21 protein-coding genes and 5 pseudogenes are annotated in these 25885 nt (G+C 63.7%); 18 read left to right on the top strand and 8 right to left on the bottom strand.

What is annotated here, in order from left to right:
* Positions 1–125: 125 nt before the first annotated feature.
* From OE647_RS16460 to OE647_RS16430, 7 genes and pseudogenes are all read left to right on the top strand, one after another.
* Positions 126–1118 (top strand): annotated as a pseudogene (locus tag OE647_RS16460) (IS3 family transposase); the annotation flags it as partial.
* 212 nt (positions 1119–1330) lie between these two features.
* Positions 1331–2671 carry a 4Fe-4S dicluster-binding protein gene (locus tag OE647_RS16455; RefSeq protein WP_263722847.1) on the top strand — a complete coding sequence of 447 codons (1341 nt, stop codon included), beginning with the start codon at positions 1331–1333 and terminating at the stop codon, positions 2669–2671.
* Between the two features lie 10 nt (positions 2672–2681).
* Positions 2682–3059 carry a cupin domain-containing protein gene (locus OE647_RS16450; RefSeq protein WP_263722845.1) on the top strand — a complete coding sequence of 126 codons (378 nt, stop codon included), beginning with the start codon at positions 2682–2684 and terminating at the stop codon, positions 3057–3059.
* 60 nt (positions 3060–3119) lie between these two features.
* Positions 3120–4466 (top strand): amidase, encoded by a 1347-nt coding sequence (locus OE647_RS16445; protein ID WP_263722844.1) that lies wholly within the window; start codon positions 3120–3122, stop codon positions 4464–4466.
* Positions 4467–4481: 15 nt separating this feature from the next.
* Entirely contained in the window at positions 4482–5180 is a 699-nt protein-coding gene (locus OE647_RS16440; protein WP_263722843.1) for a DUF2848 domain-containing protein, read from the top strand.
* A gap of 54 nt (positions 5181–5234) precedes the next feature.
* Positions 5235–5531 (top strand): annotated as a pseudogene (fdxA, locus tag OE647_RS16435) (ferredoxin FdxA); the annotation flags it as partial.
* 276 nt (positions 5532–5807) lie between these two features.
* On the top strand, positions 5808–6617 hold the full coding sequence (locus OE647_RS16430; protein ID WP_318527960.1) for a ferredoxin--NADP reductase: 810 nt from the start codon (positions 5808–5810) through the stop codon (positions 6615–6617).
* 21 nt (positions 6618–6638) lie between these two features.
* On the opposite strand, the gene OE647_RS16425 is transcribed toward OE647_RS16430, so the two are convergent.
* The 3 genes from OE647_RS16425 to OE647_RS16415 are packed head-to-tail and all read right to left on the bottom strand — an operon-like array spanning position 6639 to position 10934.
* Entirely contained in the window at positions 6639–7766 is a 1128-nt protein-coding gene (locus tag OE647_RS16425; protein WP_263722842.1) for a 2Fe-2S iron-sulfur cluster-binding protein, read from the bottom strand.
* On the bottom strand, positions 7759–8592 hold the full coding sequence (locus tag OE647_RS16420; RefSeq protein ID WP_263722841.1) for an FAD binding domain-containing protein: 834 nt from the start codon (positions 8590–8592) through the stop codon (positions 7759–7761). The genes OE647_RS16425 and OE647_RS16420 overlap by 8 nt, the downstream gene beginning before the upstream one ends.
* A complete protein-coding gene (locus OE647_RS16415; RefSeq protein ID WP_263722840.1) occupies positions 8589–10934 on the bottom strand; it encodes a xanthine dehydrogenase family protein molybdopterin-binding subunit in 2346 nt (781 codons plus the stop codon). The genes OE647_RS16420 and OE647_RS16415 overlap by 4 nt, the downstream gene beginning before the upstream one ends.
* 236 nt (positions 10935–11170) lie before the next feature.
* On the opposite strand from OE647_RS16415, the gene OE647_RS16410 reads away from it, so the two are divergent.
* From OE647_RS16410 to OE647_RS16380, 7 genes are all read left to right on the top strand, one after another.
* The gene (locus tag OE647_RS16410; RefSeq protein WP_263722839.1) at positions 11171–11677 is read left to right on the top strand and encodes a MarR family winged helix-turn-helix transcriptional regulator; all 507 of its coding nucleotides are present in this window, start codon (positions 11171–11173) and stop codon (positions 11675–11677) included.
* A gap of 231 nt (positions 11678–11908) precedes the next feature.
* Positions 11909–12772 (top strand): branched-chain amino acid ABC transporter permease, encoded by an 864-nt coding sequence (locus OE647_RS16405; protein ID WP_263722838.1) that lies wholly within the window; start codon positions 11909–11911, stop codon positions 12770–12772.
* Positions 12769–13698: a branched-chain amino acid ABC transporter permease gene (locus OE647_RS16400; protein ID WP_263722837.1), complete on the top strand. Its 930-nt coding sequence runs from the start codon at positions 12769–12771 to the stop codon at positions 13696–13698. The genes OE647_RS16405 and OE647_RS16400 overlap by 4 nt, the downstream gene beginning before the upstream one ends.
* Positions 13695–14468 (top strand): ABC transporter ATP-binding protein, encoded by a 774-nt coding sequence (locus tag OE647_RS16395; RefSeq protein WP_263722836.1) that lies wholly within the window; start codon positions 13695–13697, stop codon positions 14466–14468. The genes OE647_RS16400 and OE647_RS16395 overlap by 4 nt, the downstream gene beginning before the upstream one ends.
* On the top strand, positions 14458–15165 hold the full coding sequence (locus OE647_RS16390; RefSeq protein ID WP_263722835.1) for an ABC transporter ATP-binding protein: 708 nt from the start codon (positions 14458–14460) through the stop codon (positions 15163–15165). Before OE647_RS16395 ends, OE647_RS16390 begins: the two co-directional genes overlap by 11 nt.
* A gap of 20 nt (positions 15166–15185) precedes the next feature.
* Entirely contained in the window at positions 15186–16403 is a 1218-nt protein-coding gene (locus OE647_RS16385; protein WP_263722833.1) for an ABC transporter substrate-binding protein, read from the top strand.
* An 89-nt stretch (positions 16404–16492) separates the two neighbouring features.
* Positions 16493–17428 (top strand): DMT family transporter, encoded by a 936-nt coding sequence (locus OE647_RS16380; RefSeq protein WP_263722832.1) that lies wholly within the window; start codon positions 16493–16495, stop codon positions 17426–17428.
* Here OE647_RS16380 and OE647_RS16375 read toward each other — a convergent pair.
* From OE647_RS16375 to OE647_RS16360, 4 genes are all read right to left on the bottom strand, one after another.
* A complete protein-coding gene (locus OE647_RS16375) occupies positions 17422–18705 on the bottom strand; it encodes a TRAP transporter large permease (RefSeq protein WP_263722831.1) in 1284 nt (427 codons plus the stop codon). The two genes, OE647_RS16380 and OE647_RS16375, sit on opposite strands and share 7 nt — an antisense overlap.
* Positions 18699–19301 (bottom strand): TRAP transporter small permease subunit, encoded by a 603-nt coding sequence (locus OE647_RS16370; RefSeq protein WP_263722830.1) that lies wholly within the window; start codon positions 19299–19301, stop codon positions 18699–18701. Before OE647_RS16370 ends, OE647_RS16375 begins: the two co-directional genes overlap by 7 nt.
* Before the next feature lie 8 nt (positions 19302–19309).
* A complete protein-coding gene (locus OE647_RS16365; protein WP_263722828.1) occupies positions 19310–20371 on the bottom strand; it encodes a TRAP transporter substrate-binding protein in 1062 nt (353 codons plus the stop codon).
* 90 nt (positions 20372–20461) lie between these two features.
* A complete protein-coding gene (locus OE647_RS16360; protein WP_263722827.1) occupies positions 20462–21256 on the bottom strand; it encodes a putative hydro-lyase in 795 nt (264 codons plus the stop codon).
* A 255-nt stretch (positions 21257–21511) separates the two neighbouring features.
* Here OE647_RS16360 and OE647_RS16355 point away from each other — a divergent pair.
* Positions 21512–22161, top strand: a pseudogene (locus OE647_RS16355) (transposase); the annotation flags it as partial.
* A 228-nt stretch (positions 22162–22389) separates the two neighbouring features.
* Positions 22390–22722 (top strand): annotated as a pseudogene (locus OE647_RS16350) (transposase domain-containing protein); the annotation flags it as partial.
* Positions 22723–22741: 19 nt separating this feature from the next.
* Here OE647_RS16350 and OE647_RS16345 read toward each other — a convergent pair.
* Positions 22742–23187: pseudogene (locus OE647_RS16345) on the bottom strand (transposase); the annotation flags it as partial.
* A gap of 381 nt (positions 23188–23568) precedes the next feature.
* On the opposite strand from OE647_RS16345, the gene OE647_RS16340 reads away from it, so the two are divergent.
* Positions 23569–24669 carry an ABC transporter ATP-binding protein gene (locus OE647_RS16340; protein WP_263722826.1) on the top strand — a complete coding sequence of 367 codons (1101 nt, stop codon included), beginning with the start codon at positions 23569–23571 and terminating at the stop codon, positions 24667–24669.
* A 71-nt stretch (positions 24670–24740) separates the two neighbouring features.
* Entirely contained in the window at positions 24741–25835 is a 1095-nt protein-coding gene (locus tag OE647_RS16335; protein WP_263722825.1) for an extracellular solute-binding protein, read from the top strand.
* Positions 25836–25885: the final 50 nt, after the last annotated feature.

Below are 25885 nucleotides of genomic sequence, written 5' to 3'. Positions count from 1 at the left end.
CCATGCAACTGGAACACACTTTTCGCCAGATCGATACCCATGAATGCAATCGCCATCTTCTCCTCCCATGTTGGCCGCATCTCGCGACCAGCGTTGCCGTTGGTGGGAGAGACGTCCATCCCATTAAGTGGCGCGCCAAGTATGGCGTCATGGACGCGTCGATGGTGAGCCAGATGAAGGCGCTGGAGGACGAGAACCGGCGCCTCAAGCGTATGTTCGCGGATCTCGGCATGCAGGCTGATCTGCTGAAGGAGGCTCTGGGAAAAAAATGACTGGGCCAGCTCAGCGCCGGGAGTTGGCAGAGAAAGCGGTGGCGACAAGAGGGGTCAGCATCGCGCTGGCCTGCCGGGCGTTCGGCGTCAGCGAGACCTGTTGCCGCTACAGTCCGAAGCGTGACGAAGAGAACGAGATGATCGCCGACCTGCTGGTCGGGCTGACCAGGGCGCACAAGACCTAGGGGTTCGGATTGTGTTTCCTGCACCTGCGGAACGTGAAGGGGCATGTCTGGAACCACAAACGCGTGCGCCGGATCTATTGCGAGTTGGAGTTGAACCTGCGGATCAAGCCGCGACGTCGGCTGAAACGCGAAAAGCCCGATGAACTCGCCGTGCCGGATGCGCCCAACATGGTCTGGTCGATGGAATTCGCGTGCCGCGGACTTTCGGTTCATGGCCGACCGCCTGGCCGACGGGAGGCAGTTCCGGCTGTTGAACGTTTTGGACGACTTCAACCGCGAGGGCCTGGGTATCGAGACAGACTTCTCGCTGCCCGCCGAGCGTGTTGTTCGAGCCTTGAACCAGATCATCGCGTGGCGTGGCAAACCTCTGGCAATTCGGGTCGACAACGGCCCCGAATACGTCAGCTCCACCCTGATGACCTGGGCTAAGAAGCAGGGCGTCGCCCTGACCTGCATCCAGCCCGGAAAGCCTCAGCAGAACGCCTATGTCGAGCGCTACAACCGGACGGTCCGGCACGAATGGCTGGACCTCTACATCTTTGACACCATCGAGGAGGTGCAGCAGATCGCAACCGAATGGCTATGGGCCTACAATAACGAGCGCCCCAGCATGGGCATCGGCGGGATCACTCCTGCCATGAAGCTGAAAAGGGCCGCGTGAATTCTACGAAACCACCCCGCTAAAATGGGGAGGATTACCACACCACCCAGTTACTACCTTGGATTCACGAGATGAATCCCCCATGCGATTTGTGCAACAGAGCCCGCGGCACGCGTCTTCCAAACGGCTTGCTGCGAAATAAAAAAGGAGTATACTACCTAATATTCCCGACGCCGAGATGCCGGGAATCTGGCTGGAGCGGGAGGATACAGATGGCGGATATGAGCGTGGACTTCTGTGGCGTGAAGTTCAAAAACCCGGTGGTCATCGCGTCGCTGGAGACAACGAACAGCCCGGATCTCATGCGCCAGTGCTTCGATGGGGGCGCCTCCGGTGCGATCATCAAGACGCTGACCGACATCGAGGATATGGCGCGCCTGACGCAAAACTCGAAATACTGCGTGATGAACTCCAAGGGCGATATCATCCGGGGCAAGCCGGCCCGGGATTTCGTCTTCTACAGCCGGTCGGGCTATTCCAGCACCTATTACAAGGACTGGATCCCGGACCTTAAGGAAACACAGAAATACGCGGCCGAGCGCGGCGCCCATCTGATCGGCAGCGCGGGCGCCAAGGACATCAACGGCTGGAAGGACATCTGCCGCACGATCGAGGATTGCGGGCTGCCGATGGTGGAGTTGAACTTCGGCTGCCCGCACCCGGCGATGATGCCGGGCGTGCATGGGGGCTCGATGATCGGGCAGGAGCCAGAGGTGGCCTATGAGGTCACGCGGCAGGTCTGCGAGTCGGTTGATATCCCGGTCATCGTCAAGCTGACGCCGGACCAGTCGAAGCCGCTTGCCATCGCCAAGGCGGTGCGCGAAGCGGGCGCGGCCGGCGTCACCGCCATCAACCGCCATACGGGCTTTGTCGTCGATATCGACACCGGCCAGCCGCGCATCGGCGGCCCGGCCGGGATCGGCGGGACCTGGGTCAAGCCCTTGTCGCTTCGCTGGGTGCACCGCATCCACGAGGAACTCGGCATGCCGATTTCCGGATCGAACGGGATTTTCGACCATCGCGATGTGATCGAATTCATCATGGCCGGATCGACCATCGTGCAGGTCGGCTCGATCCTCATGGTCAAGGGCATCAAGTGGCTGCCCAAGATCATCGAAGGCGTCGAAAGCTTCATGGATGAGCACGGTTACGCGACGGTCGATGAAATGGTCGGCCTCGCGTCGAAGAGATCGGTCAAGGATTATTCGGAGCAGTTCTCGAAGAACCGGATTCATGCGGTGGTCAACGAGGACACCTGCAAGAACCCGACCTGCAACATCTGCGTCCAGGTCTGTTTCTACGAGGCGCTTTCGCAAAACCCCGAAGGCAAGATCGACGTGCATACCGATAACTGCATCGGCTGTGAACTCTGCCTCGACGCCTGTCCGTTCGACTCCATCGAGATGCGGGAGACGACCCCCACACAGCTCGACGCCGGGTTCTTCAACATCCCGGCGGAGGTCTTCGAGCAGGACAAGTTCAAGACCCGGCGCAACAACATGGACACGATCCGCGCCAACAGCCCGAAGTTCAACAAGGAACCCGCCGAGTAAGGAGACGGACATGGCCATAAACAAGGAACACCGCGAATTCTACCAGCTCGATATGGACAGCGGCTGGGAGACCCCGAAGGGTTACCCGTCGGGGATCAAGCAGAAGATCCTGTCGGGACATCTCGACATGGAAAACCGGCAGGGCGGCTGGACCCGGCTTTTGAAGTTCGAGCCAGGCACCTACACCACGGTGCCCTTCGAACATGACTACTGGGAAGAGGTCTTTGTGATCGAAGGCGACATGTGGGTCGGGAATGAGGGCCCGAGCGGGGGGGAGCGTTTCGGTCCTTTCACCTATTGCGTGCGCCCGCCCCATGTCGCGCATGGCCCGTTCCGGACCGAGGAAGGCTGCCTCCTTCTAGAGCAGCACTACTACGATCCGCAGTAATCCGAACCGTCGTCCAGGCCGCCCCGATCGGGGCGGTCTGCGCTTGTGGTGCAGCGAGACATGATCCAGAATCTGACCGACCTATCGCGTAAACTCGACAAGGGCGTCCTGAGAAGCGCCGACCTCGTGCAGGAGGCGCTGTCCCGCATCGCGGCCCCCGGGGGACAGGGCGACGTCGTGTTCCTCCGTACCTATGCCGGGGCGGCGATGGCGCAGGCCGAGTGGATCGACGCGGCCCGCGCCAAGGGGTTATCGCTGCCGCGCTATGCCGGGGTGCCGCTGGCGATCAAGGATCTTTTCGATGTCAGGGGTGAGGTGACGCGCGCCGGGTCGCGCGTTCTGGACGAACAGCCACCCGCAGAAGCCGATGCCACCATCGTCCAACGGCTCCGCGCCGCTGGCTTCGTCATCGTCGGCAAGAACAACATGACCGAGTTCGCCTACTCGGGGCTTGGCATCAACGCGCATTTCGGCACCCCCCGCAATCCGCATGATACGTCGGAACACCGGATACCGGGCGGCTCTTCATCCGGTGCGGCCGTCGCGGTTGCCGAGGAAATGGTTCCCGCCGCCATCGGAACCGATACCGGGGGATCGTGCCGGATACCGGCCGCCTTCTGCGGCGTCGTCGGGTTCAAGCCGACCTCGACCCGCGTACCCAAGGATGGCACGGTGCCGCTTTCGACATCGCTTGACTGCATCGGTCCCTTCGCGACTTCCGTTTCAAGCTGCGCGGTTCTGGATTGCGTGCTGTCGGGGGGCGCGGGCGAGGATGTGGCATCCTTTCCCGAAGGAGGGCTGCGCCTCGCCGTGCTTGAGGGCTATGTGACCGAGCACATGGACGACCAAGTGGGCGCCGCGTTTCAGAAGATGCTGTCACGCCTGTCGGCCCGTGGCGTGCGCCTGATGCCGCTGACGGTCGGGGAGCTCGCGGAGCTGCCAAAGATCAACAGCAAGGGCGGCCTGGTCGGGGCCGAGGCCTATTCCTGGCATAAGCCCTTTCTTGAGACACGCGCGGATTTTTACGACCCTTGGGTGCGGGAGCGGTTCGGCGCCGGTCAATCTCAGACCGCGGATGACTATATCCGCACGCTTGAGGCGCGCGCGCGCATGCGTTCCCTGTTCGCCGAAAGGACGGAGGCGTTCGATGCCGTGATCCTGCCGGCGGTGCAGATCGTCGCGCCGACGCTTGATAGTCTCAAGGACCCGGCGAAATCCGCCGCGACAAATCTTCTTTGCCTCAGGAACACGGCGGTCGGCAATTTCCTCGACCTGCCCGCCATCACCATCCCGTGCCAGGAGAGCGGCGCGCTGCCGGTCGGCGCGATGCTCATGGGCCGGACGGGGGGCGATCGGCATCTTTTGTCCATCGCGCGTGGACTGGAAGGCACCATCCGGGGCCAATAACCGAAAGGGCAATTCATGTCTGCGAAAGTCGAATTCGACGCCACATTCACCTCCCGCTCGGGCCAGACCCGTGACAGGGTCGTCATCGAAAAGGTCATCGTCGGGGGCTGGACGGGCCGCGACAAGGCCGCGCTTCAGCATCATATCGACGAACTTGCGAAGATCGGCGTCAAGCCGCCTGCGAAGACGCCCTTGTTCTATCGTGTTGGCGTGTCCCGGCTTTCTGTTGCCGATGCGATCGAGGTGATCGGGGATGGGTCGAGCGGCGAGGTCGAGTATGTGCTTGTGAACCACAAGGGCCGGATCTGGGTCGGTGCCGGGTCGGACCATACCGACCGAGTGGTCGAACACATGGGGATTACCGTCGCCAAGCAGCTTTGCGACAAGCCGATCGCCACCGAATTCTGGCCTCTGGACGAGGTTGAGGGGCACTGGGACAAGATCCTGATCCGTTCGACCATCCACGAAGACGGCAAGGATGTGGTCTATCAGGATGGCGGTGTGGCCGGGCTTCTGTCTCCGGCGGAGCTTCTTGGCCATCTGAGGGCCGACGGCGGCGAGCTGGGCGAGCGGACATTGATGTTCGGCGGCACTTGCGGCGCCATCGGGGGTGTCAGGTTCAGCCCGCGCTTCTCGCTCGAACTCACGGACCCGGTCCTGAACCGCCGGATTTCGCATAGCTACGACGTCGTGCCGGTGCCGATCCTCGGATAGGGTTTGCACGCTCTAAATTTAAGGAGTATACTTCTTAAAAATGAGAGGTGAATCATGACCTATGTCGTCACCGAGAACTGCATCAACTGCAAGTTCCAGGACTGCGTGACGGTTTGCCCCGTGGACTGCTTCTACGAGGGTGAGAACTTTCTGGTCATCCACCCGGAAGAATGCATCGACTGCGGCGTCTGCGAACCCGAGTGCCCGGCCGATGCGATCCGGGCGGATACCGAAACCGGGCTGGAGGCATGGCTCGCTGTCAATGCAAAATACGCGGAGATCTGGCCGAACATCACCGAGATCGGGACGGTTCCGCCCGACGCCGAGGACTGGAACGGAAAGCCCGGCAAGGCGGGGCTTCTGATCACCGGCGAGGCCCCGGCAGAGCCCCATGCCCAAAAGCCCATCTATGACGCAGGCGACACGGCGCGCGAACCCGTGGGCGAATGCTACGAGATCGATGGCGCGGCCGTTCCCTTCCCCGAGGCGGAGGCAGGGGCAAGTACCGTCACGCTGGAGCCAATCGACAGCGAAGAACCTGCCGGCTTCGAGGTTGACGGTCTGCGTGTGAAGACCTGACCGCTGGACGCACGCCCGCGCCACAAATTCCAGAACAGGAGACTATCCATGAACGTCGCTTCCACGCCGGGCATCGCCCCCGTCCAGCCTATCGCTGACGCCCAGACCGTCCTGAGTGTCCGCCATTGGGATGACCGCCTGTTCTCCTTCCGAGTCACCCGGCCTGCAAGTTTCCGCTTCCGCTCCGGCGAGTTCGTGATGATCGGCCTTCCGGGTGAGAACGGAAAACCGATCCTGCGGGCCTATTCCATCGCATCGCCCTTCTGGGACGAAGAGCTCGAATTCTATTCGATCAAGGTGCAGGACGGGCCGCTGACATCGCGTCTTCAGAGGATCGGGGTCGGAGATCAGGTGATCGTCAAGACCAAGCCGACCGGCACGCTGGTCCTTGATGCGCTGTTGCCGGGCAAGCGGCTCTGGATGATCTCGACCGGAACGGGTGTCGCGCCCTTCGCGAGCCTGATGCGAGAGCCCGAGACCTACGAGAAGTTCGAAAGCGTGATCCTGACCCAGACCTGCCGTCTGAACAGCGAGCTTGCCTATGGCGAGGACCTCGAACGGCGCCTGGCCGAGGACCCGCTGGTCGGCGAGGAGGCGGCGGTCAAGTTCCGGCGCTATGCGACAACCACCCGCGAGCCCTCCGCGAAGATGGGGCGGATCACCGACCTGATGGAGAGCGGGAAGCTGTTCGAGGATCTGGGCGTCCCGCCGCTCGATCCCGCCTGCGACCGGGTGATGATCTGCGGGTCGATGGCTTTGAACCTCGACATGAAGCGCATTCTCGAAGCACGGGGCTTCAACGAGGGGGCGAACAGCAAGCCCGGCGAATATGTGGTCGAACGCGCCTTCGTCGACTAGGGTCGGTGGGGGCGATCCTGATCAGCGCGAGAAACGCGCCTTGAGGACCGCCCAAAGCATCGCGAAGAGGCTGAGCCGTCTGGCGGGTCCGGCTTCGCCGCCCGCGAGAACCGCGTCGCAATTCGCCGCGAACTGCGCCAGGATGTAATCGACGAACCCTGCGACCAGTTCGGGTCGGTTGAACTGTGCCAGCATCCCGTCGATCTCGAAGCGAAGCTCCACCTCCGCCTGGCTCGTCTGAGGGTTCGGTCCTTGGGAAATCGCGTAGCGCAGTTCACCTCGGACCTTCGACTTGCCAAGCTTGTCGTCGCCCTGGCCGCGGATCGTGCCGGCGCGCTTGTCGTCGTCGTTGTCGTAGGTGCCTTGCCCGCCGAACCGCGCCCCGATCGGGCCGAAGCGGATCTCGACCGCGCCGGTGAACGCCTCGGGGCTCAGGCTCTCGATCGATGCACCGGGTATGCAGGGCGCGACCCGCGCCGGGTCCCTGAAAAGTTCCCAGACCCCGTCGGGGCCGTGGCTCAGGGTGAAGCGGCGCTTGACCACGGTCCAGCCCCCATCGGAGGAGACCGACCCGGTCGGCGCCGCCGGGCGCCCCTCGGCGAGATTTGCCTCAACGGGTTCGAACGGCGTGAAAGGCTCGGCGGATCGCGACGGGGCAGGGCGGGCGGCTGTGAAGCCGCCGGCGCCCTTCGCCGCGATCACCTCGCCGATCGCCCCAACGATGCCGACATAGCCGGTGCAGCGGCAGAGGTTTCCGCTTAGTTCATGGCGGATCGTCGCTTCGTCTGCCACATCGAAGCGCGCAACGATATCGCGCGCGGTGGCAAGCATTCCGGGCGTGCAGAACCCGCATTGCAGCGCGTGATGACGTGAAAATGCCGCTCGCAGATGATCCATCACCGGATCGCCGACATGGCCCTCGATCGTGTCGATCACGGCGCCGTCGCACGCGTGGGCAAAGGTGATGCAGGATCGCACAGGCTTGCCGTTCATCATCACCGTGCAGGCGCCGCAGACGCCCTGTTCGCAGCCGATATGGGTGCCCGTCAGGTCAAGGTGGTCGCGCAGGACCTCGGCAAGCTGGGTGCGGGGCGGAACGGTGAGGCTGCAAACCTCGCCATTAACGGTCAGGGTCAGGGTATCAGACATCCGAAAGTGCCCCCGAAACGGCGCGTCTGTGGGCGACGGCGAGCTGGTGGATCTTGACCTCGGACAGATCGAGGCCGCTGTCACGAAGAACCGTCTTCACGGTGGCGAGTGGCGCAGCGCCCCCCGTTGTGGCGATGTGGCGGGCCAGGTCCCGGCAGGCCAGTGGCGCGCCGCCGGTCGAACCGAACACGACGCGGCAGGTGCGCGTTTCCGGGTCAGCGACAAAGGCCGCGATCGCATCGGCGAACTCCCCGACCTTGCGGCAGATCTTGTAGTAGCCCCAACGTGCCCTTGGCGAATAGCGCGGAATGCGCACCGTCGTCAGGAACTCGCCCGCTTCCATCGCGGTGCGATAGGCGCCGAGCATAAAGCCGGACATGGGAATTTCTCTCACCCCACTCGAGCCGCTGCGCACGACCAGGAGCGCCCCAAGGGCGGTCATGGCCGTCACCCAGTCGGCGGCGGGATCGGCATGGCAGAGGCTGCCGCCGATCGTGCCCCGGTTGCGCACCGCGCGGTAGGCGATGCCGGAGGCGACATGGCGCAGCATCCCCGGTATCGGATCAGGCACCTCACCGTCTTCGATGCGGGCATGGGTGACGGCCGCGCCGATCTCGACATGGGTGGCGGTCTGGCGGATCTCCGTCAATTCCGGCAGGCCCGTGATGTCCACCAGCCGTTCAGGCCGCGCAAGCCGCAGGTTCAGCATCGGGCCTAGGGACTGGCCGCCGCTGATGATCTTGGTGTCATGCGAGGCCGCGTGCAGCGTCTGCTGAGCCGCGTCCAGGGCGGCCGGGCGCGCGATTGTGAAGGGCGCGGGTTTCATTCGGCAACCTCCTGCGCGGCGCGGGACCGAAGGATCGCCCCCAGCACCTTATCCGGCGTCGCAGGGATGGTGTTGATCTCGACCGCGAAAGGTCTCAGCGCATCGTTGATCGCGTTGACGATGGCCCCGCCCGGGGCGATGGCCGCGCCCTCGCCGACGCCCTTGATGCCGTGGCGGGTATAGGGCGACAGTGTCTCTGCGTGGCCGAGACGGAAATGCGGCAGCTCCGCCGGACCGGGCAGGACATAATCGGCTAGCGTCGAGGTCAGGGGCTGCCCGTTGGCATCATAGAGGACCTCTTCGAAAAGTGCGGTCCCGATCCCTTGGGCCGCCCCGCCAAAGGCCTGCCCTTCCAGGATCAGGGGGTTCACCCGGCGGCCGCAATCCTCGAAGATGTAGTAATCCTCGATCGCGACCTTGCCTGTATCGGGATCGACCTCCACGATCGCAGCGTGGGTCGCGTAGGTGAAGACGCCCGTGTCGATATCGGGCTTGTAGCCCTCGGTCACTTCGAGACCGGCCGTCTCGACATCGTCGGGAAGCTGGTCGGGGCGCAGGTACCAGGCGCGGGCGATATCGTCGAATCCGACATGCGCCTCCTTGAACCAGGCCTTGCCGTCGGCGAGGCGAACGTCGTCGGGTTTACATTGGAGAAGATGCGCGGCATGGGTCTTGACCCGGCCGGCCAGAACCTCTGCCGCCTTGGATACGGCCCCTCCCGCCATGACCATGCCGCGCGATGCGTAAGCGCCGGTTGAGTAGGGGGTCACGCCTGTGTCGCCCATGGTGACATTGATCCGGCTGACATCGATGGTCAGCCATTCGCTTGCCACCTGCGCGAGCGTGGTTTCCAGGCCCTGCCCGAAACTGTGATTGCCCGAGCGGACCTCGACCGAGCCGGAGGGCGTGATCTTGACCATCGCCTGCTCATACCCAGGCACCAGTGGCAGGCCCCAGGCCGCAAAGACCTTGGTTCCATGCGCCGATTGTTCGGTGAAGGTCGAAAACCCGATGCCGAGGTGGCGGCCCTCGGCCCGCGCCGCCGCCTGGCGGGTGCGGAACTCGGATAGTCCGATGTGTCTTTCCGCCTGCGCGACGCTTTCGGGATAATCGCCGCTGTCGTAGAATTTCTTGGTGACATTGGTGAAGGGCATCTTCGCCGCGGCGACCAGGTTCTCCTTGCGCACCTCCGAGGGCTCCCGCCCCACCGCGCGGGCGATGGCGTCGATGGTCAGCTCCATCGCAAAGCAGACGCCAGGGCGCGCGACCCCGCGATAGGGGGTGAAGGCCGGTTTGTTCGTCGCGACCGACCAGGTCCGGCAACGATAGGTGCCAAAATCATAGGGGCCGGGCAGGTTTCCCCCGGCCTGCGCGGCCTCAAGGCAGGCCGTGAAGGGCCAGACCGAATAGGCCCCGACATCCACGGTGATCTCTGCGTCCATCCCAAGCAGCTTGCCGCGTTCGTCGGCAAAGGCCGTCAGCTTGTAGTGGTGCTGGCGGGTGTTCGCACCGGCGACCAGATGTTCGCGGCGGTCTTCGGTCCAGCGGATCGGTCGCCCCGTTCTTCGCGCGACCCAGGAGACGGAAAGCTCCTCGGGCTGAAGCACGCATTTGTAACCGAACCCGCCGCCGACATCGGGGGCGATGACCCTGACCTGCCCCTGGTCGAGCCCAAGAAACTCCGACACGCCGGTCCGAATCAGATGCGGCACCTGGGTCGAGGTGTAGACGACGAGTTGGCCCGCCCTTTCGTCCCAGTGCGCAAGCGTGCCCTTTCCCTCCATCGGGTTCATGCACTGACGGGCGGTCGAATATTCGCGCTCGATCACGACGGGCGCCGTCTTGCGCAGCGCCTCTATATCGCCGTCGAAGAAGGTCGTCAGGAACAGGTTGTTGCCCCATTCCTCATGCACCAGGGGCGCGCCCGCTTGGCGCGCCTTGAGCGCGTCGATCACGGGGGGCAGGGGCTCTATGTCGATCTCCACCGCTTCGGCAAGATCCTCGGCCTCCGCACGGGTCGGCGCGATACAGAGGGCCACGCATTCGCCCACGAAGCGAACCTTGTCCTTGGCCAGCGGATACTGATCCGACGCGTTGTAGGTCGGAAGGGACGATTCGGCGCGTATCGGGCGAACATCGCACAGATCCGCCGCAACGAAGACCCGATGCTCCTGGCCATCTGGCTTGCGGATCGCCCGGATGCGGCCATGCGCGACCGGACTGCGGACGAAGGCGGCTTCCCATTGCCTCGGCAGCTTGATGTCGCCGACGAATTTCGCCTGACCCGTCAGCAGCCGGCGATCTTCCTTGCGTTCGATGCGGGCGCCAATTCCGGTGGTCAAGTCCTGTTCCCTCCAACGTTGGCCGCGCGGTTCTCCGTGCCACTGAAGTCGAAAGGGTTGCCGGCCCTGTGGCGACTGGACAATAAAAGAAGTATACTGTGTATTATTGTTGATGCAACACTCCAAGTCGCGCCCGGACTTGTCTCGAAAGACCAGAATGGGCAATAAACGTGGGCCGCATGTTCTGGCGCCATCTGCCCGCATCTATCTTTTGCAACATAGCTGTGAACAGGGATATGGAAAATACACCCAAGAAAACGGAGCGACCCGGAAAGGTCAAAAGCCGCACCTACGAAGAGCTTTGGACGCGGCCCGGCTACCTGATCCGCCGCCTTCACCAGATCCATGTGGGCCTGTTCGCGGAAGAATGTGGCAGCGACGATCTTACCCCGGTTCAATCCGCGATCCTGTCCGTCCTCCAGGGCGGAGAGGAGATGGACCAGTTGACCTTGTCCACGTCAGTGGGAATCGACCGGACAAGCGGCGCAGACGTAATCCGGCGCCTGGAGCGGCGCGGGTTCTTGACCCGGATGGCGTCCGAGTTCGATCGGCGCGCGAAAATCGTGAAGATCACCGATGAGGGCAAGAAGTTCATCAAACGGGTCCGGCCAAACATGGTCAGGGCGCAGGACCGGCTGATCGCCCCCCTCGACGACGAGGAGCGCGAGGAGTTCTTTCGTCTGATCAACAAGCTGGTCGATGCCAACAACGAGGCGAGCCGCGCCCCGATGGGAACGATCTGAGGCCAGCTCCACCATCCGTCTCTGTGTCTTGATGCACCGCGACCGCCCGTCCCGGGGTGCCGGGTTCAGGCTAGCGCAAGAAAATCATTGCGTTTGAATTAAAGAGGAGCATACTTCGTATATAGAAACTGATCGCGACCCTCAGGCCGGCCTTGGCTGGACGATGGAACAAGCCGCGACGCCGACAAGTGCCAGCGGGGTGAAGCCGCCGCAGGTGGAAGGGAGCGACGATTGACCTTACTGGCGCAATACGCCCTGACCGGAGTGGTGACCGGTTGCTTTCTGATCCTCGCGACGATTGGGTTTTCGCTGACGCGGCAGGTTGAGGGTTTTCTGAATATCGCGCACGCCGAGATGCTCGGCGTTTCGGCCTTCATCACCTGGGGCCTGAACGCCGTGGCGGGCTGGCCCATCGTTCCCTCGGGCATCGTCGCGATCGTTGCGACCGCATTCATCGGACTTGCGATCGGCCGCATCGTCTACGACCCGATCCGAAAGCTGGGGCCCGCCGTGGTCCTGATCTCTTCGGTCGGGGTGGCCTACGTGATCGCGGGCCTCATGCACGCGGTCATCGGGACAGGGATCCGGACGCTCGATATTCCTCTGGCCACGACCTACAAGGCCTTCGGCCTTCGGATCACCAACTACCAGATGATCGTGGTGGCGCTCGCCGCGCTTACCGGCGTGTCGCTTGCGCTGTTCCTCAATCGCACCAAGACCGGCCTTGCCATCCGGGCGATGTCGACCAACCCCGAGCTTGCGGCCTCACGCGGGATCGACGTGCGGCAGACCTCGCGCGCGACCTGGCTTCTGTCCTCGGGCCTGGCGGGGCTGGCCGGGGTCATGCTGGCGCTGATCGCGACCTTGTCGACGGATATCGCGTTTCACCAGATCCTTCAGATCCTTGCGGTCGCGATCCTTGCGGGGCTGGGCTCGCTCTACAGTGTGATCGTCGCGGGCCTGATCGTCGGGATCGCCATGGATGTCTCCGTCTTCTGGATACCTGCGGGATATCGGCCGCTGATCGCTTTCGCCGTCGTCATCATCGCCCTGCTGGTACGTCCCGAGGGCCTGTCGATGATGAAACGCTCATGAACACCATCGCCCAGATCGCGCTCACCGTCCTGATGTTCGGCAGCCTGTTTTCGGTCCTGACGCTGTCGCTGAACCTGCAATATGCCCGCGGGGGGATGATCAACTTCGGCACGGTCGCCTATTTCGCGGCCGGCGCCTATGCCTACGCGATCGTCACCCAGGAGCCGCCGCACGGCCTTGACCAGTATCTCGTCGGGTTGAATGCGCCGTGGTGGGCCGGCTTCATTGCCGCAGGCTTTGCCGCCATGGCCTTCGCGTTCCTCACCGGATGGCCGACCTTGCGGCTGCGGGGCGAATACCTTGCCCTGACGACTTTTGCCTTTGCCGAGATGCTGAACTCGCTTCTGGTCAACGAGCGCGGGATCGGCAACGGCACCGTCGGGCTTGCCAATGTCGAGCGGCCCGACGCCGCCATCCTTGGCCTGTCCGAAAACCTGGTTTACGCGGGGGCGGCGTTTCTCCTGATGCTGGCGACGGCCTATGCGTTTGGCCGCCTGCTGGCCTCGCCCTACGGTCGCGCGGTCGATGCGATCCGGGACGACGAGGTCGCGGCGGAGGCGATCGGGAAGGATGTCGCCCGCCTGAGGTTCCAGGTCTTCGTCATCTCCTCGATACCGATCGGGTTCGCCGGTGCGCTATATGCGATGATCACCACACTCGTGAACCCGGATCTCTTCTCGGCGGAGGTCACGTTCTTCGTCTGGATCGCGCTGGTCCTTGGCGGGGAGCGCACGATCCTCGGTGCGGTTGTCGGGACGATGGCCCTCGTCGGGTTCCAGGAGGTCATCCGCGCCATTCCGTTCGAGTCCGTGCGCGCGGCCGAAATCGCGGCCGCCGCCGAGGATATCGTGACCGGCGCCCTGTTCATCGTGATCCTGCGTTGGCAACCCTTCGCCGCCCTTGCAAGAAGGAGGCACAGCGCATGAGCCGCGATCTTCTCGTCATCGACAAGGTTACGAAGCGCTTTGGCGGCCTCAAGGCGGTCGGCGGCGATGCCGGGCTGAGCTTTAGCGTGCCCGAAGGCACCTTCCTGGGGCTGATCGGACCGAACGGCGCCGGCAAGTCGACGACGTTCAACCTCATCTCCGGTGTCCTGAAACCCACCTCGGGCGCGGTGATCCTTGACGGCAAGGACCTGTCGACGGCCCGTGCCTCCGAGATCGCCTCCTACGGCCTTGGGCGGACCTTTCAGACCCCGCGCGCCTTCCCCTCCCTGACGGTGCTGGAGAACGTGATGGTGGGTGCCGACAACGAGGGCGAGACACTTCTGTCGGTGTTGCGCGGCGGCTGGAAAGCGCGCGAACGCGCCCTGCGCGACAAGGCCACGGAAGTGCTTCGCCGCGTCGGCCTGACCGAGCGGATCAACGATGTTGTCGCCAATCTCTCGGGCGGGGAGCTTCGGATGCTCGAAGTGGCGCGGCAACTGGTGCGCGATCCCAAGATCCTTCTTCTGGATGAGCCGACCGCCGGGGTCGATCCCAGCCTGCAAGCAAAACTCAGCCGCATCCTCGTGGATCTGCATGCCGAAGGGCGCACCCTCGTGGTGGTCGAGCACAACCTGCACTTCCTCTTGCAGATCGCGGATTCCGTCGTGGTCCTTCAGCACGGAGAGCTGCTTTCCAAGGGGACGCCCAGCGAGATCAAGGCCGACGAGAAGGTCATCGCGGCATACTTGGGGGCCGATCATGCTGCTTGAGGTCAAGGGGCTCAAATCCGGATACGGCAAGGTGCAGATCCTCCACGGGATCGACATGATCGTTCCCCCGGGGGAGATCACGGCGGTGCTTGGCCCGAATGGCGCCGGCAAGAGCACGCTGATGAAAACCATCGCCGGCCATCTGCCGGTGATGGCGGGCGAAATCCATTACCGTGGAAATTCGCTCGCCGGGCACACGGCGCTTTCGGTCTGCAAGGCCGGGATCGGCTATGTGCCGCAGGAAAAGAACGTCTTTGCCGAATTGACGGTCCGCGACAACCTGTCGGCCTCGGCCCTCGCCTTCGAAGGGGCGGAGGAGCGTATCGGCGAGGTGCTTCGGCGCTTCCCGATTCTGGGCGAACGGGCGGGACAGCTTGCCTCCACGCTGTCGGGGGGCGAACGCCAGACCCTCGCCATCGCGATGGCTCTGGTCGCGGGACCGGATGTTCTGATCCTCGATGAGCCCACCGCGGGCCTGGCCCCGATCTTCGTCGATCGCATCGTGTCCTGGGTGCGCGAACTCGCCCAGGACGGCATGGGCGTGATCTGGGTCGTCGAACAGAACCCGGAAAAGATCCTGGCCACTTCGGGCACTGCCTATGTGGTCGATGCCGGCCGTAACTCCGAAACCGTCGAGGCAAGACGACTTCTCGAACCCGGCCGGCTCGAGGAAGTCCTGCTTCAAGTCCACAAATAGAGATCACAGGGAGAACTGAAATGAAGAGTACAGTGTCTATCAAGGGCGTCCTTCTGAAATCCACCCTGCTTGCCGGGGCTCTTGCGGTATCGACGGCTTCGGCGCGGGCCGATGTGACTATCGGGGTCCTCGTCCCCTTGACCGGGGAACTTGGCGAGTTCGGCAAGATCGTCGCCGGCGCGGTCGAGCTTGGCGTGGCCGAGGTCAATGCCGCGGGCGGCACGAAATGCGGCAACCTTCGCACGGTCGTCGCCGACACCGGCGGCAATCCCGAGGTCGGCATTCGCGAAGCAACCAAGATGATCGAGTCCGAAGGGGCGGTCGCCGTCGTCGGCCCGACCTCCGGGGTGATGGTGGCGCTCGTCGATCTCGCCAAGCGGACCAAGACGGTGATCATGTCGCCCTATGCCGGAACCATCACCCTGAACGAACTGGGTGGCGATTACGTTTACCGGACGGTGTCGTCGGACCTTGGCGACGGGGCGGCCTCGGGCCTGTGGCTGACCGACCAGGGCTACAAGCGCGTCGCCTTCATGGTCCAGAACGAGGAGTCCACGATTTCGCCGGCCCAGGTCGCGCGCGACAAGCTTGAAACGTCGGGGATCGAGCTGACCGACTACGTCGTCTACAACCCCGGCCAGCCGTCCTATCAGGCGGAGCTGGTCTCGGTGCTGGCGAACGAGCCCGACGCGATCTACCTGGCGGGCGGTCAGCAGTCCGGCGTGACCGTCATCAAGGAAGCAACGGCCGGCGGCTTCGAGGGAGAGTGGCTTTTCACCGCCGACCTGGCGGTGCCCGAGGTCTTTGATGCCGTGGGCGCGCAATACCTGAACGGGCGCGCCTATGTGGAGTTCGCCGATGCCGACAGCTCGTTGCCGGAGTTCAAGGCCTTCGATGCGCTCTACCAGGAGAAAACGGGCGGCGAGCCGGGGCCGTTCGCGGCCAACTCCTTCGATATGGCAAACCTCATCGCGCTCTCGCTCGAAAGTGCGGAGAGCTGCACCGGCGAGGGGATCAACAGCGTGATCCGCGATGTGGCCGATGGCGGGGAAGCCGTCAGTTCGTTCGCGGCCGGCAAGGAAGCCATCGGCGCCGGCAAGGACATCAACCTAGAGGGCGCATCGGGCCCCCTGGCCTTCGACGCAAGCGGGACCCCCGCCGGGGCGTATTCGATCCAGCAGGCCAAGGACGGCAAGTGGGAGAATGTGAAGTTCTATCCCGCCAGCGCATTCGAGTAAGTTCGACCCCTCACAACGACGGCACCCCCCGTACCCTTCGGCGGGGGGTGTTCAATTCTGGCGCATGCGTAAAAGAGGGGCACCCCGAGATGAGCCCGGCCGCATCGAGTCATGCCGCGATGCTGATCGTCTCGGCCCTGGTTGCCGGATCGTTCAGCCTCGGCGCGATGGCGGCCCCGCATATGGCGCCAATCGCTCTGACTGCGGTGCGCTTTGTCGTCGCGGCGGTGGCGCTTTGGGCCTTCCTGCGCGTCAGGCGCGAAGAAGCGCCAGCCCGGGCTTACCGGGCCGTCTGGCGATATGTGGTGCTGGGCGGTCTTTTCTCGCTTTACTTCGTCCTGATGTTCGAAGGGTTGAGGACCGCGGCGCCTGTTTCTGCCTCGGCGGTCTATGCGACGACCCCGCTCGTCACCGCCGGGTTCGGGCTGCTGCTGCTCCGGCAGCGGCCGACGCCGCGGAGTTTCGTCGCGATGTCGATCGCCGCACTCGGTGCGCTCTGGGTTGTCTTCCGTGCCGACATTGCCGCCTTGCTCGCGTTTAGGCTTGGCCGGGGGGAGGCCGTCTACTTCCTCGGCTGTGTCGCGCATTCTCTCTATATCCCCCTGATCCGGATGCTCAATCGCGGTGAAACCGCCCTGGTCTTCACACTGGGGACCGTCATGGGCGCGACGTTGGCGCTGATTGCGGCGGGCCTGCCTGCGTTGATTGCGACCAATTGGGCCGCGTTGCCTCCGATCGTCTGGGTCACGATCGTCTACACCGCGCTCTTCGCGACCGCGACAAGCTTTGCCCTGACACAGTTCGCCAGCCTCCGGATCCCGGCCGCAAACGTCATGGCCTACACTTACCTCGTTCCGGTTTGGGTCATCGCGTGGGAGTTCGCGCTTGGGGCGGGGGGGGCGCCAGCCATGATCCTGCCCGGCATCGGCCTCATCGTCATCGCGCTTCTCGCCATGCTGGGGGAGGATGACCGTGAGCCTCAGGGCCGGGGCATCCGGGGCCGGCAGGGCAAGCGCGCTCAGTAAACCGCGTTCGGCAGCCAGAGCGCGATCTGCGGCAGCGCCATCAGAAGCAAGATCATCGTCATGAGCGCGAGGACGAAGGGCAACGCGCCATAGATCACGTCGCCCACCTGCCCGCGGCCTCTGACGCCCTGAATAACGTAGAGGTTCAGGCCGACGGGCGGTGTGATCAAAGCGGTTTCGATCAGCAGCATGAGGATGATCCCGAACCAGACCGGATCATAGCCAAGCGAAAACACCACCGGCGCGATGATCGGGATGGTCGTGATCATCAATGTCAGCGTTTCCAGGAACAGCCCGAGAACGACGTAGAGCCCGACGATCATCAGCAGTGTGACGGTCGGGGAATAGTCGAGCTCGGTCACAAAGGCGCTGACGGCCTGCGGTAGCCCGATGGCCGACAGGACCAGGTTCAGGAAGAAGGCCGCGACGATGATCAGCATGATCATCGCCGTGGTTTGCATCGCCCCTTCGATCGAGGCCTTCAGCATGGCCAGAGAAAGCCTGCGGTAGGCGGCCGCGAGGATCAGCGAACTTACGACGCCAAGCGCGGCCGACTCGGTCGGCGTGGCCAACCCGGCATAGATCGAGCCTATGACGATCACGAAGATGATCGCGGGCGGCACAAGATCCACAAGCGATCGGAACCGTTCGCCCCAGCTGTGGCTTTCGCGCTCGCCACCAAGGGCGGGACGAATGAGGCAGGCGATGACGACGGTCAGGGAGAAAAGCGCCGCAAGGATGAGGCCGGGCAAGATGCCTGCAAGGTAGAGCTCAGGGATCGAGGTGTCGGTCAGCGCGCCGTAGATGATGATGTTGATCGAAGGCGGGATCAGGATGCCAAGCGTGCCGCCCGATGCCAGCGTCCCCAGAAACAGGCGCGTGCCGTATTTGCGCTTTTCCATCTGGGGGATTGCGACGGTGCCGATCGTTGCGGCGGTCGCCACGGTCGAGCCCGAGATCGCCGCAAAGGCGGTGCAGGCGGCGATATTGGCATGCATGATGCCGCCCGGCAGCCAGGTGATCCAGGCCGAGACCGCGCGATAGACACGATCGGCGATGCCGGAACGCAGCAGGATCTCGCCCATCAGCACGAAAAGAGGGATCGCGACCAGAAGGAAGTCGGTGGAGGCCGACCATGCGATATCGCCGATCGCGCGATACAGTGGCATCACCGTGAAGAGCTGATCGAGCGAAAGCCCGAGCAGACCCAGTGCGGCGGCCACCGGAATGGACAGCCCGATCAGCGCGAATAGAAGCACCAGTGCGAATGTCAGCATCGCTCGCCCCCGTTTGCCGGTGGCTGCCCGCCATCCTCGGACAGCTCTTCCTCCGCCGTCCGGCTTCCGACGAGGTGCCTCACGCGTTCGGCCTTGCCCGCAAGCAGGGCGAGAACCGCGTGGAAGGACAAGATGAGGCCGAGCGCGCTGAAGATAAGGAACCCGGTGATCCAGAGCCCCTGGGGAAGCCAGAGCGGGATCGAGAGCGTCGTCGTCGATCTGGCGCCGAGCGTGATCGATTCCTGCAGCACACCGGCGCAGAACCACGTCAGGACCAGCGCGAACCCTGTCATCGCCAGGATTGCGAGGCAATCGAGCCAGGCGCGCGGCGTGGCCGAGAACTGCCCGTAGAGCGCATCGACCCGGACATGCGCGCGGCGTAACAGTGCAAAGCCCATCGACCAACTCGACCCGACGGCAAGCGCATAGCCCGAAAGCTCATCCGCGCCCCCCGTCGATATGTTGGCGATCTTCCTGAGAAGGACCTCCGCGGTGATCAATCCGGCGGTCAGGACGATCATCAGACCGCCGATCCAGACGGCGATACGGCTGATGCGTTCGCCGAGTGCCAGAAAGCGCGGCCGCGGAGCGTCCATCACTGCCCCTATTCAGTCGGCGCGGTCAGGTTAAGCTCTTTCCCGATCGTCTCGTTCCAGCGCGCGGCGCACTCGCTGCCGCAGCGCTCGGCCCAGCGGGGCACGACGACCGAAGCCAGCAGGTCGCGCAACTTCGCGTAGTCGGCGTCGTTCACGGGGATCAGCGTCATGTCCGAGACATGCCCGTCCACGCAGGCGCCGCCGGTGTTGCAGGACGTGCCGTCCGCCGTCTCGGAGCGGCCCGATTCCCAGGCGAGGTCTTCCCAGGCGCTCATCTGTTCCTCAAGGAAGGTCTGCACCGCGGGGTCGAGTTTTGCCCAGAAGTCATTTCCGGCCGCGACGAATGTCGTCGCCCAGCTGATGGGCAGCGGGTAAAGATGCGTCGTCGCCTGGTCCCATTTGGCCAAGTTGCCGCTGAGCGCGCCGGTGATGCCGCAATCGATGACCCCCTTTTCGAGGGCGGGGACAACCTCGCCGAAGGCCATGCCGACCGGCGTGCCGCCAAGCGCTTCGATCAGATCGCCTTGCGAGCGGCCGGAGGACCGGATCTTGAGACCCTTGAAATCATCAAGGCCGGTGATCGGTTGGCGGCAATAGGCGATCTGCGCGTGGTAGGGAATGATGGCCAGCAGCTTGACCCCGTATTGCTTTTCAAAGACCTCGGCCAGGACCGGCTTGTAGGCATCGGTCATGCGGTGCGCCTCGTCGATGTCGCGCGTGATGCCGGCCAGATCGACGGCCTCGGCCTCGGGGATATCGCCGCCGATATAGGACAGAAGCGTCGCGCTCATGTCGAGCACGCCGCTGCGCAGCAGCCGCAGAATTTCGGTCCCCTTCAGGCCCATTTCAGTGAAGGGCTGTACCGTGACGGTGATGGCGCCACCGGACTGCTCCGGGATCGTCTGTTCGAAGAAGGGCTTTTCCACCTTGTTGTACAGCGAAAGGTTGCCCCAGGTGCCGACATAGTTGAAGGACGTCTTTGGCAATTCCTGAGCGATCGCGCCCTGGGCGAAGCCGATGGCTGCGCAAGCGGTTGCAAGGCGCAAGATCTTCGTGACCGTTCCTGACATTTCACTCTTCCCCCTTTGGGCGCTCGGTCAGGGCCGCATGCCGGGCCTGATCCGGGAATATAGGGAGTATGCGTCTCGTTATCGCGGCTGTCAAATCATATGCCGCCCGCCGATGATGCGCCCCTCGGTTTCAGGCACATCGGTAATCAGCATCGCGCCGGGCTTGTGGGTGATAGCAAAGGGGACCCGCGCGGCGGCCAGGGCCATCTGTGTCGTCACTCCGCAGGCCCAGAAGGCGCAAACTTCGCCCTCGCGAATGTCCGAAGGGTCGCCCCAGTCGGGTTGGCCGACATCCCGGATGCCGATTTCCGACGGGTCGCCGACATGAACCGGGGCGCCGTGCGCAAAGGGGTAGCGGTCGCAGATTGCCCGCACATCCGCCAGCCGTTCCTTCGCGATGGGTCTCATGCTGACAACGAGATCCGAGCCGAAGACGGCGTTGGGGACGGTGGAAACATTGGTGCGGAACATGGGAACCGTCGTCCCGGCTTCGATGTGGCGCATTGGAATGCCGGTGGCAATCAAGGCGTTCTCGAACGTGAAAGAACACCCAAGTGCGAAGGTCACGAAATTCGGTTGCCAAAGCGCCCGGATGTCCGTGTGTTCCTCGATCGCCACACCGTCTCGGTGGACGACGTATCGCGACACGTCCGTGCGGATGTCCAGATCGTCCCCGAGGTCCCGAAGATAGGGATCGCCGGCATCGCCAAGGCCAACAAGAGGGCAGGGGCGCGGGTTGGCGAGGCAGTAGTTCAGAAAATCCTCGGCCAGGTCCCGAGGCAGGATCACGATATTGGCCTGAAGCCGCCCTGGGCAAAGCCCCGAGGTTGGCCCGGAATAGCTTCCGGAGCGGATCTTCTCACGGACGATTTCACAGCGTTCCAAGATGTCACCTTCCTATGGCTTGCATCTGAAGGTCTCGCGCGTGCGGCCGGAATGCAAGACCTTGCAAGAGGCGTGTAGGTGCCGAGACCTCGTACCCGGCAGCTGACTGCCGCGCTCTGTCAGAAGAACATGGCTTGAGATCAAAAAAACAGGCGGCGGCTGGCATCTGGTCATGACGAATACTGGAGCGGTTGACCTGAGCCCCGTATCTTTCTTCAGGTTGAGGTAGAGTCCGCCCCAACCAGGAGACGGACAATGAAGCGATCAAGGTTCACGGAAGAACAGATCATCGGGATGCTGAAGGAGCGGGAGGCCGGGATGTCCACGGCCGACGTTTGCCGGAAGCCTGGGGTCAGCGCGGCGACGGTCTGCAAATACAAGGCCCGGTTCGGCGGGCTTGAGGTGTCTGATGCCCGACGTCTCAAGGCGCTTGAGGACGAGAACAGCCGGCTGAAGAAGCTGCTGGCCGAAGCGATTCTCGACAACGCGATCCTGAAGGATGTCGCCTCGCGAAAGTGGTAACGCCCGGCGTGATGCGGGAAGCGGTGGCCCCTGTCGTGGCGGTCCGCGGGGTGAGCCAGCGAGGGGCGTGCAAGGCGCTGGCGGCGGATCGGTTGGGCGTACGCTATCGCAGCGAGCGGCCAGATGATGTCGAGGCGAGCGCAGCGATGAAGGCTGTGGCGGCCGAGAGGCGGCGGTTTGGCTACCGGTGCATCCACGTGATGCTGGAACGGCAGGGGATCATGATGAACCTGAAGAAGCTCAGGCGGCTCGATCGCGAGGAGAAGCTGTGCCGCCGGGGCGGCCGGAAGCGGGCCTTGGGAGCACGTAGGCCAATGCTGGTGCCGGATGCGCCGAACCAGCGTTGGAGCCTGGACTTCGTGAGCGATGCGCTCACGGATGGGAATAACCGGACATAGCGGGCGTCTTGCATGTTCAGGGTGAGCCACTTGTCGGTCATCGGCTCTCCTTCTCCGGCACTACTTTCGGGAGTGCAGCCGCTGCGCCCCTCCTTGAACCGCCATGCTTCCGATCGACCAGCTGGCGCGACATCCGGAAGCCACGCGTTGCAGGTTGGTAGATGCGAGGCGCCGGGCTACCTTGGTTGTCTTCGTCCTGTTCAAGGAACGAAAGCGAGGAGCGCACCCTTGGGAGAGGCACTCGCCTACATCGCCAAATACCGCGACGGCCTTGGCCGCTTCGCCACCGATGGACGCATCGAGATCGACAACATCGCCGTCGAACGCACCATCCGCCCCATCGCCCTGAACCGTACGAACGCCCTCTTCGCCGGCCACGATGCCGGTGCCGAAAACTGGGCCGTTGTCGCCTCGCTGATCGAGATCTGCAAAATGAACGGCGTCGATCCCCACGCATGGCTGACAGCAACACTCACCGCGATCGCCCGGGACCATAGGAGGAGCCAGGTCGACGACCTGCTCCCGTGGAATTACACCGTCACGGTGTCATCGGGACACCGCTTACGGTCTTCTTCGCCGTCGTCAGCCCAAGGAGCAGGTCGGCGATCTGCTCGTTCTCGCCGTCCAGCTTGGGGCTGTCCCGGTAGGATGCCGCGCTGACAGCGAAGGCCCGGCATGCCAGCGCTATGCTGACACCCATCATCGCCACCGCTCTCACAGCCAACTCCCGGCGTTGAGCTGGCCGAGTCATTTTTTTCCGAGCGCTTCCCTGCGCAAGTCGTTCTGCACGCTGGCGTCGGCGTACAGACGCTTCAGCCCGCGGTTCTCCCCGGCCATTGCTTTCATCTCGCTGATGAGACTCGCATCCATGCCGCCATACTTTGCCCGCCATTTGTACAGCGTCGCACCGCTCATCCCGTGCGCGCGGCACGGCTCGGTCGCAGGCACACCGACCTCCATCTGGCGCAGCACACCCATGATCTGGACCTCGGTGAAACGTGGCGTCTTCATCGGAACCTCCTCGTTCATCCGGCCGAGAAAATCCTACCGCCGCATCCCCCTAACATCGGGGGGGATTGCCCGCGCCGCGTAGGCCCAGAAATCAAACTGCGGACTCTCCGCTAAGTCGGACGAGAGCCGGGTCTCGAGGCACTCTGGCGCGAGTTGCCGAACAACGCCAGCATCCGGGGGCCGCACGGAATCCCGGGCTCGATGGCCGTCCATGCGGGCGCCATGATGTCGAACGGGGCCGACCCACGCATGTCGCTCCTGCGCGCATTCATGTCGGAATGACGGTATTGGCTGTTGGTGTGGTTGCATGATATTGCGACACTGCCTAAGGTGGGAAGAACTTCGGCGAAGACCGAAGTATCATGATACGGGGAGCACGATTTGACCAATCAGGGTGCCGGGGACGCGTTTGTCCTTTTTGAGAGGGTCCAGAAAAGCTACGACGGCGAAACGCTCGTGGTGAAGGATCTGAACCTGTCCATTGGCAAGGGTGAGTTCCTCACGATGCTGGGGCCGTCCGGATCGGGCAAGACCACCTGTCTGATGATGCTGGCGGGCTTCGAAACGGCCACGCATGGCGAGATCAAACTGGCCGGGCGCCCGATCAACAATATCCCGCCGCACAAGCGCGGCATCGGGATGGTGTTCCAGAACTACGCGCTGTTCCCGCACATGACGATCGCGGAAAACCTCGCCTTCCCGCTGGAAGTCCGCAACATGGGCAAATCCGAGCGCGAAGAGAAGGTGAAGCGCGCGCTCGACATGGTGCAGATGGGCACCTTCGGCGGCCGCCGCCCGGCGCAGCTTTCGGGCGGTCAGCAGCAGCGCGTCGCGCTGGCCCGGGCGCTGGTGTTCGAGCCTGAGCTGGTGCTGATGGACGAGCCGCTTGGTGCGCTCGACAAGCAGCTTCGCGAGCACATGCAGTTCGAGATCAAGCGCATCGCCGACGGGCTGGGGATCACGGTTGTCTACGTGACGCACGACCAGACCGAGGCGCTGACCATGTCGGACCGTGTCGCCGTCTTCAACGACGGCAAGATCCAGCAGCTCGCCCCGCCCGATGTCCTCTACGAGGAGCCGGAAAACAGCTTCGTCGCCCAGTTTATCGGTGAGAACAATACGCTCGAAGGCGTGGTGAAAGAGATCAACAATGGCGTCGCGCTGGTCGAGCTGGACGATGGCGAGCTGATCGACTGCAAGCCCGTGAACGTCTCCAAGCCCGGTGAGCGTACCCGCGTTTCCATCCGTCCCGAGCGGGTCGAGATGAACAAGGCGCGCCTGCAGCCAGGGGCGCATACGCTCAAGGCCGAGGTGCTGGAGTTCATCTATATGGGTGACATCTTCCGCACACGGCTTCGCGTCGCAGGGAACGAGGAATTCGTCGTCAAGACCCGCAACGCGCCCGACCAGCGGCGCATGCAGCCGGGCGAGCAGATCGAGATCGGCTGGCTGCCGACCGACTGCCGCGCGCTTGACGCCTGACCCATTGGCCGAGGCTTTTCCCGGAGCCTCGGCTCAGCACTATGATTTCGGGAACCAATAGGGAGAAACCAATGAAAACAACTCATCTTCTTCTCGCTGCCAGCGCGCTTGCGATGTCGGCGGGCGCGGCTTCCGCGCTCGACCTCACGCTGGTGTCCTGGGGCGGCGCTTACCAGCAGTCGCAGCTGAAGGCCTATGCGGAGCCGTACATGGCGATGCACCCCGATGTTAACATCATCTGGGACGAAAGCTCGGCCGAAGCGGTGGCGAAGCTGCGCGCGATGAACGAAGCCGGCAACCTGACCTGGGATCTCGTCGACGTGACCGTGTCCGACTCGATGCGCCTGTGCGACGAAGGCCTCGCGCGTCCGATCGACGGCGCGACCGAGCTTGCCCCGGCGCCGGATGGCACCTCGGCCGACGACGACTTCGGCGCGACCCGCGTGAACGAGTGCTTCGTTCCGCAGATCGTCTATTCGACCACCTTCGGCTACCGCACCGACCTCGTCGGCGACACGCCGCCGACCTCCGTTTGCGACGTCTTCGACCTGGCGAAGTACCCCGGCAAGCGCTCGCTGCAGAAGCGTCCGATCGACAACGTCGAATGGGCCCTCTACTGCGATGGCGTCGCCAATGACGACATCTACGATGTGCTGTCGACCGACGAAGGCGTCGCGCGCGCGTTCGCCAAGCTCGACACCATCAAGGACCAGGTCGTGTGGTGGACCGCCGGCGCCGAAACGCCGCAGCTGCTGGCCGACGGCGAAGTCGTGATGGGCTCGACCTTCAACGGCCGTCTGTTCTCGGCGATCGCCGAACAGAACCAGCCGATCGCGATGCTCTGGGACCGTCAGTCCTTCGACATCGACGGCTGGATCGTTCCGGCGGGCCTCTCGGCCGAGAAGGAAGCCGCCGTCATGGATTTCCTGATGTTCGCGACCGACACGCAGCGCCTTGCCGACCAGGCGAAGTACATCTCCTACGGCCCGGCCCGCGCCTCCTCGGCGCCGCTCGTCGGCAAGCACGAAGTGCTCGGCATCGACATGGCTCCGCACATGCCGACCGACCCGGCGAACGCCACCAACGTCCAGATCTACGACTACGGCTGGTGGGCTGACCATCGCGACGACATCGACGCGAAGTTCCAGGCCTGGCTCGCCCAGTGATTTGATCGACGGGACGGGGCCAGCGGCCCCGTCCCACATTCGTTTGTCGC

Origin of the sequence: Albidovulum sediminicola (genome assembly GCF_025751575.1) — a bacterium.
Taxonomy (GTDB): domain Bacteria; phylum Pseudomonadota; class Alphaproteobacteria; order Rhodobacterales; family Rhodobacteraceae; genus Albidovulum; species Albidovulum sediminicola.
This window is presented reverse-complemented; position numbering and strand designations above follow the sequence as displayed.

Coding starts and splice junctions, on each gene's coding strand:
- OE647_RS16425 (WP_263722842.1), bottom strand. CDS start 7,766: ATGTCTGATACCCTGACCCTGACCGTTAATGGCGAGGTTTGCAGCCTC.
- OE647_RS16455 (WP_263722847.1), top strand. CDS start 1,331: ATGGCGGATATGAGCGTGGACTTCTGTGGCGTGAAGTTCAAAAACCCG.
- OE647_RS16370 (WP_263722830.1), bottom strand. CDS start 19,301: ATGGACGCTCCGCGGCCGCGCTTTCTGGCACTCGGCGAACGCATCAGC.
- OE647_RS16440 (WP_263722843.1), top strand. CDS start 4,482: ATGTCTGCGAAAGTCGAATTCGACGCCACATTCACCTCCCGCTCGGGC.
- OE647_RS16445 (WP_263722844.1), top strand. CDS start 3,120: ATGATCCAGAATCTGACCGACCTATCGCGTAAACTCGACAAGGGCGTC.
- OE647_RS16390 (WP_263722835.1), top strand. CDS start 14,458: ATGCTGCTTGAGGTCAAGGGGCTCAAATCCGGATACGGCAAGGTGCAG.
- OE647_RS16335 (WP_263722825.1), top strand. CDS start 24,741: ATGAAAACAACTCATCTTCTTCTCGCTGCCAGCGCGCTTGCGATGTCG.
- OE647_RS16375 (WP_263722831.1), bottom strand. CDS start 18,705: ATGCTGACATTCGCACTGGTGCTTCTATTCGCGCTGATCGGGCTGTCC.
- OE647_RS16400 (WP_263722837.1), top strand. CDS start 12,769: ATGAACACCATCGCCCAGATCGCGCTCACCGTCCTGATGTTCGGCAGC.
- OE647_RS16365 (WP_263722828.1), bottom strand. CDS start 20,371: ATGTCAGGAACGGTCACGAAGATCTTGCGCCTTGCAACCGCTTGCGCA.
- OE647_RS16430 (WP_318527960.1), top strand. CDS start 5,808: ATGAACGTCGCTTCCACGCCGGGCATCGCCCCCGTCCAGCCTATCGCT.
- OE647_RS16395 (WP_263722836.1), top strand. CDS start 13,695: ATGAGCCGCGATCTTCTCGTCATCGACAAGGTTACGAAGCGCTTTGGC.
- OE647_RS16450 (WP_263722845.1), top strand. CDS start 2,682: ATGGCCATAAACAAGGAACACCGCGAATTCTACCAGCTCGATATGGAC.
- OE647_RS16410 (WP_263722839.1), top strand. CDS start 11,171: ATGGAAAATACACCCAAGAAAACGGAGCGACCCGGAAAGGTCAAAAGC.
- OE647_RS16380 (WP_263722832.1), top strand. CDS start 16,493: ATGAGCCCGGCCGCATCGAGTCATGCCGCGATGCTGATCGTCTCGGCC.
- OE647_RS16420 (WP_263722841.1), bottom strand. CDS start 8,592: ATGAAACCCGCGCCCTTCACAATCGCGCGCCCGGCCGCCCTGGACGCG.
- OE647_RS16385 (WP_263722833.1), top strand. CDS start 15,186: ATGAAGAGTACAGTGTCTATCAAGGGCGTCCTTCTGAAATCCACCCTG.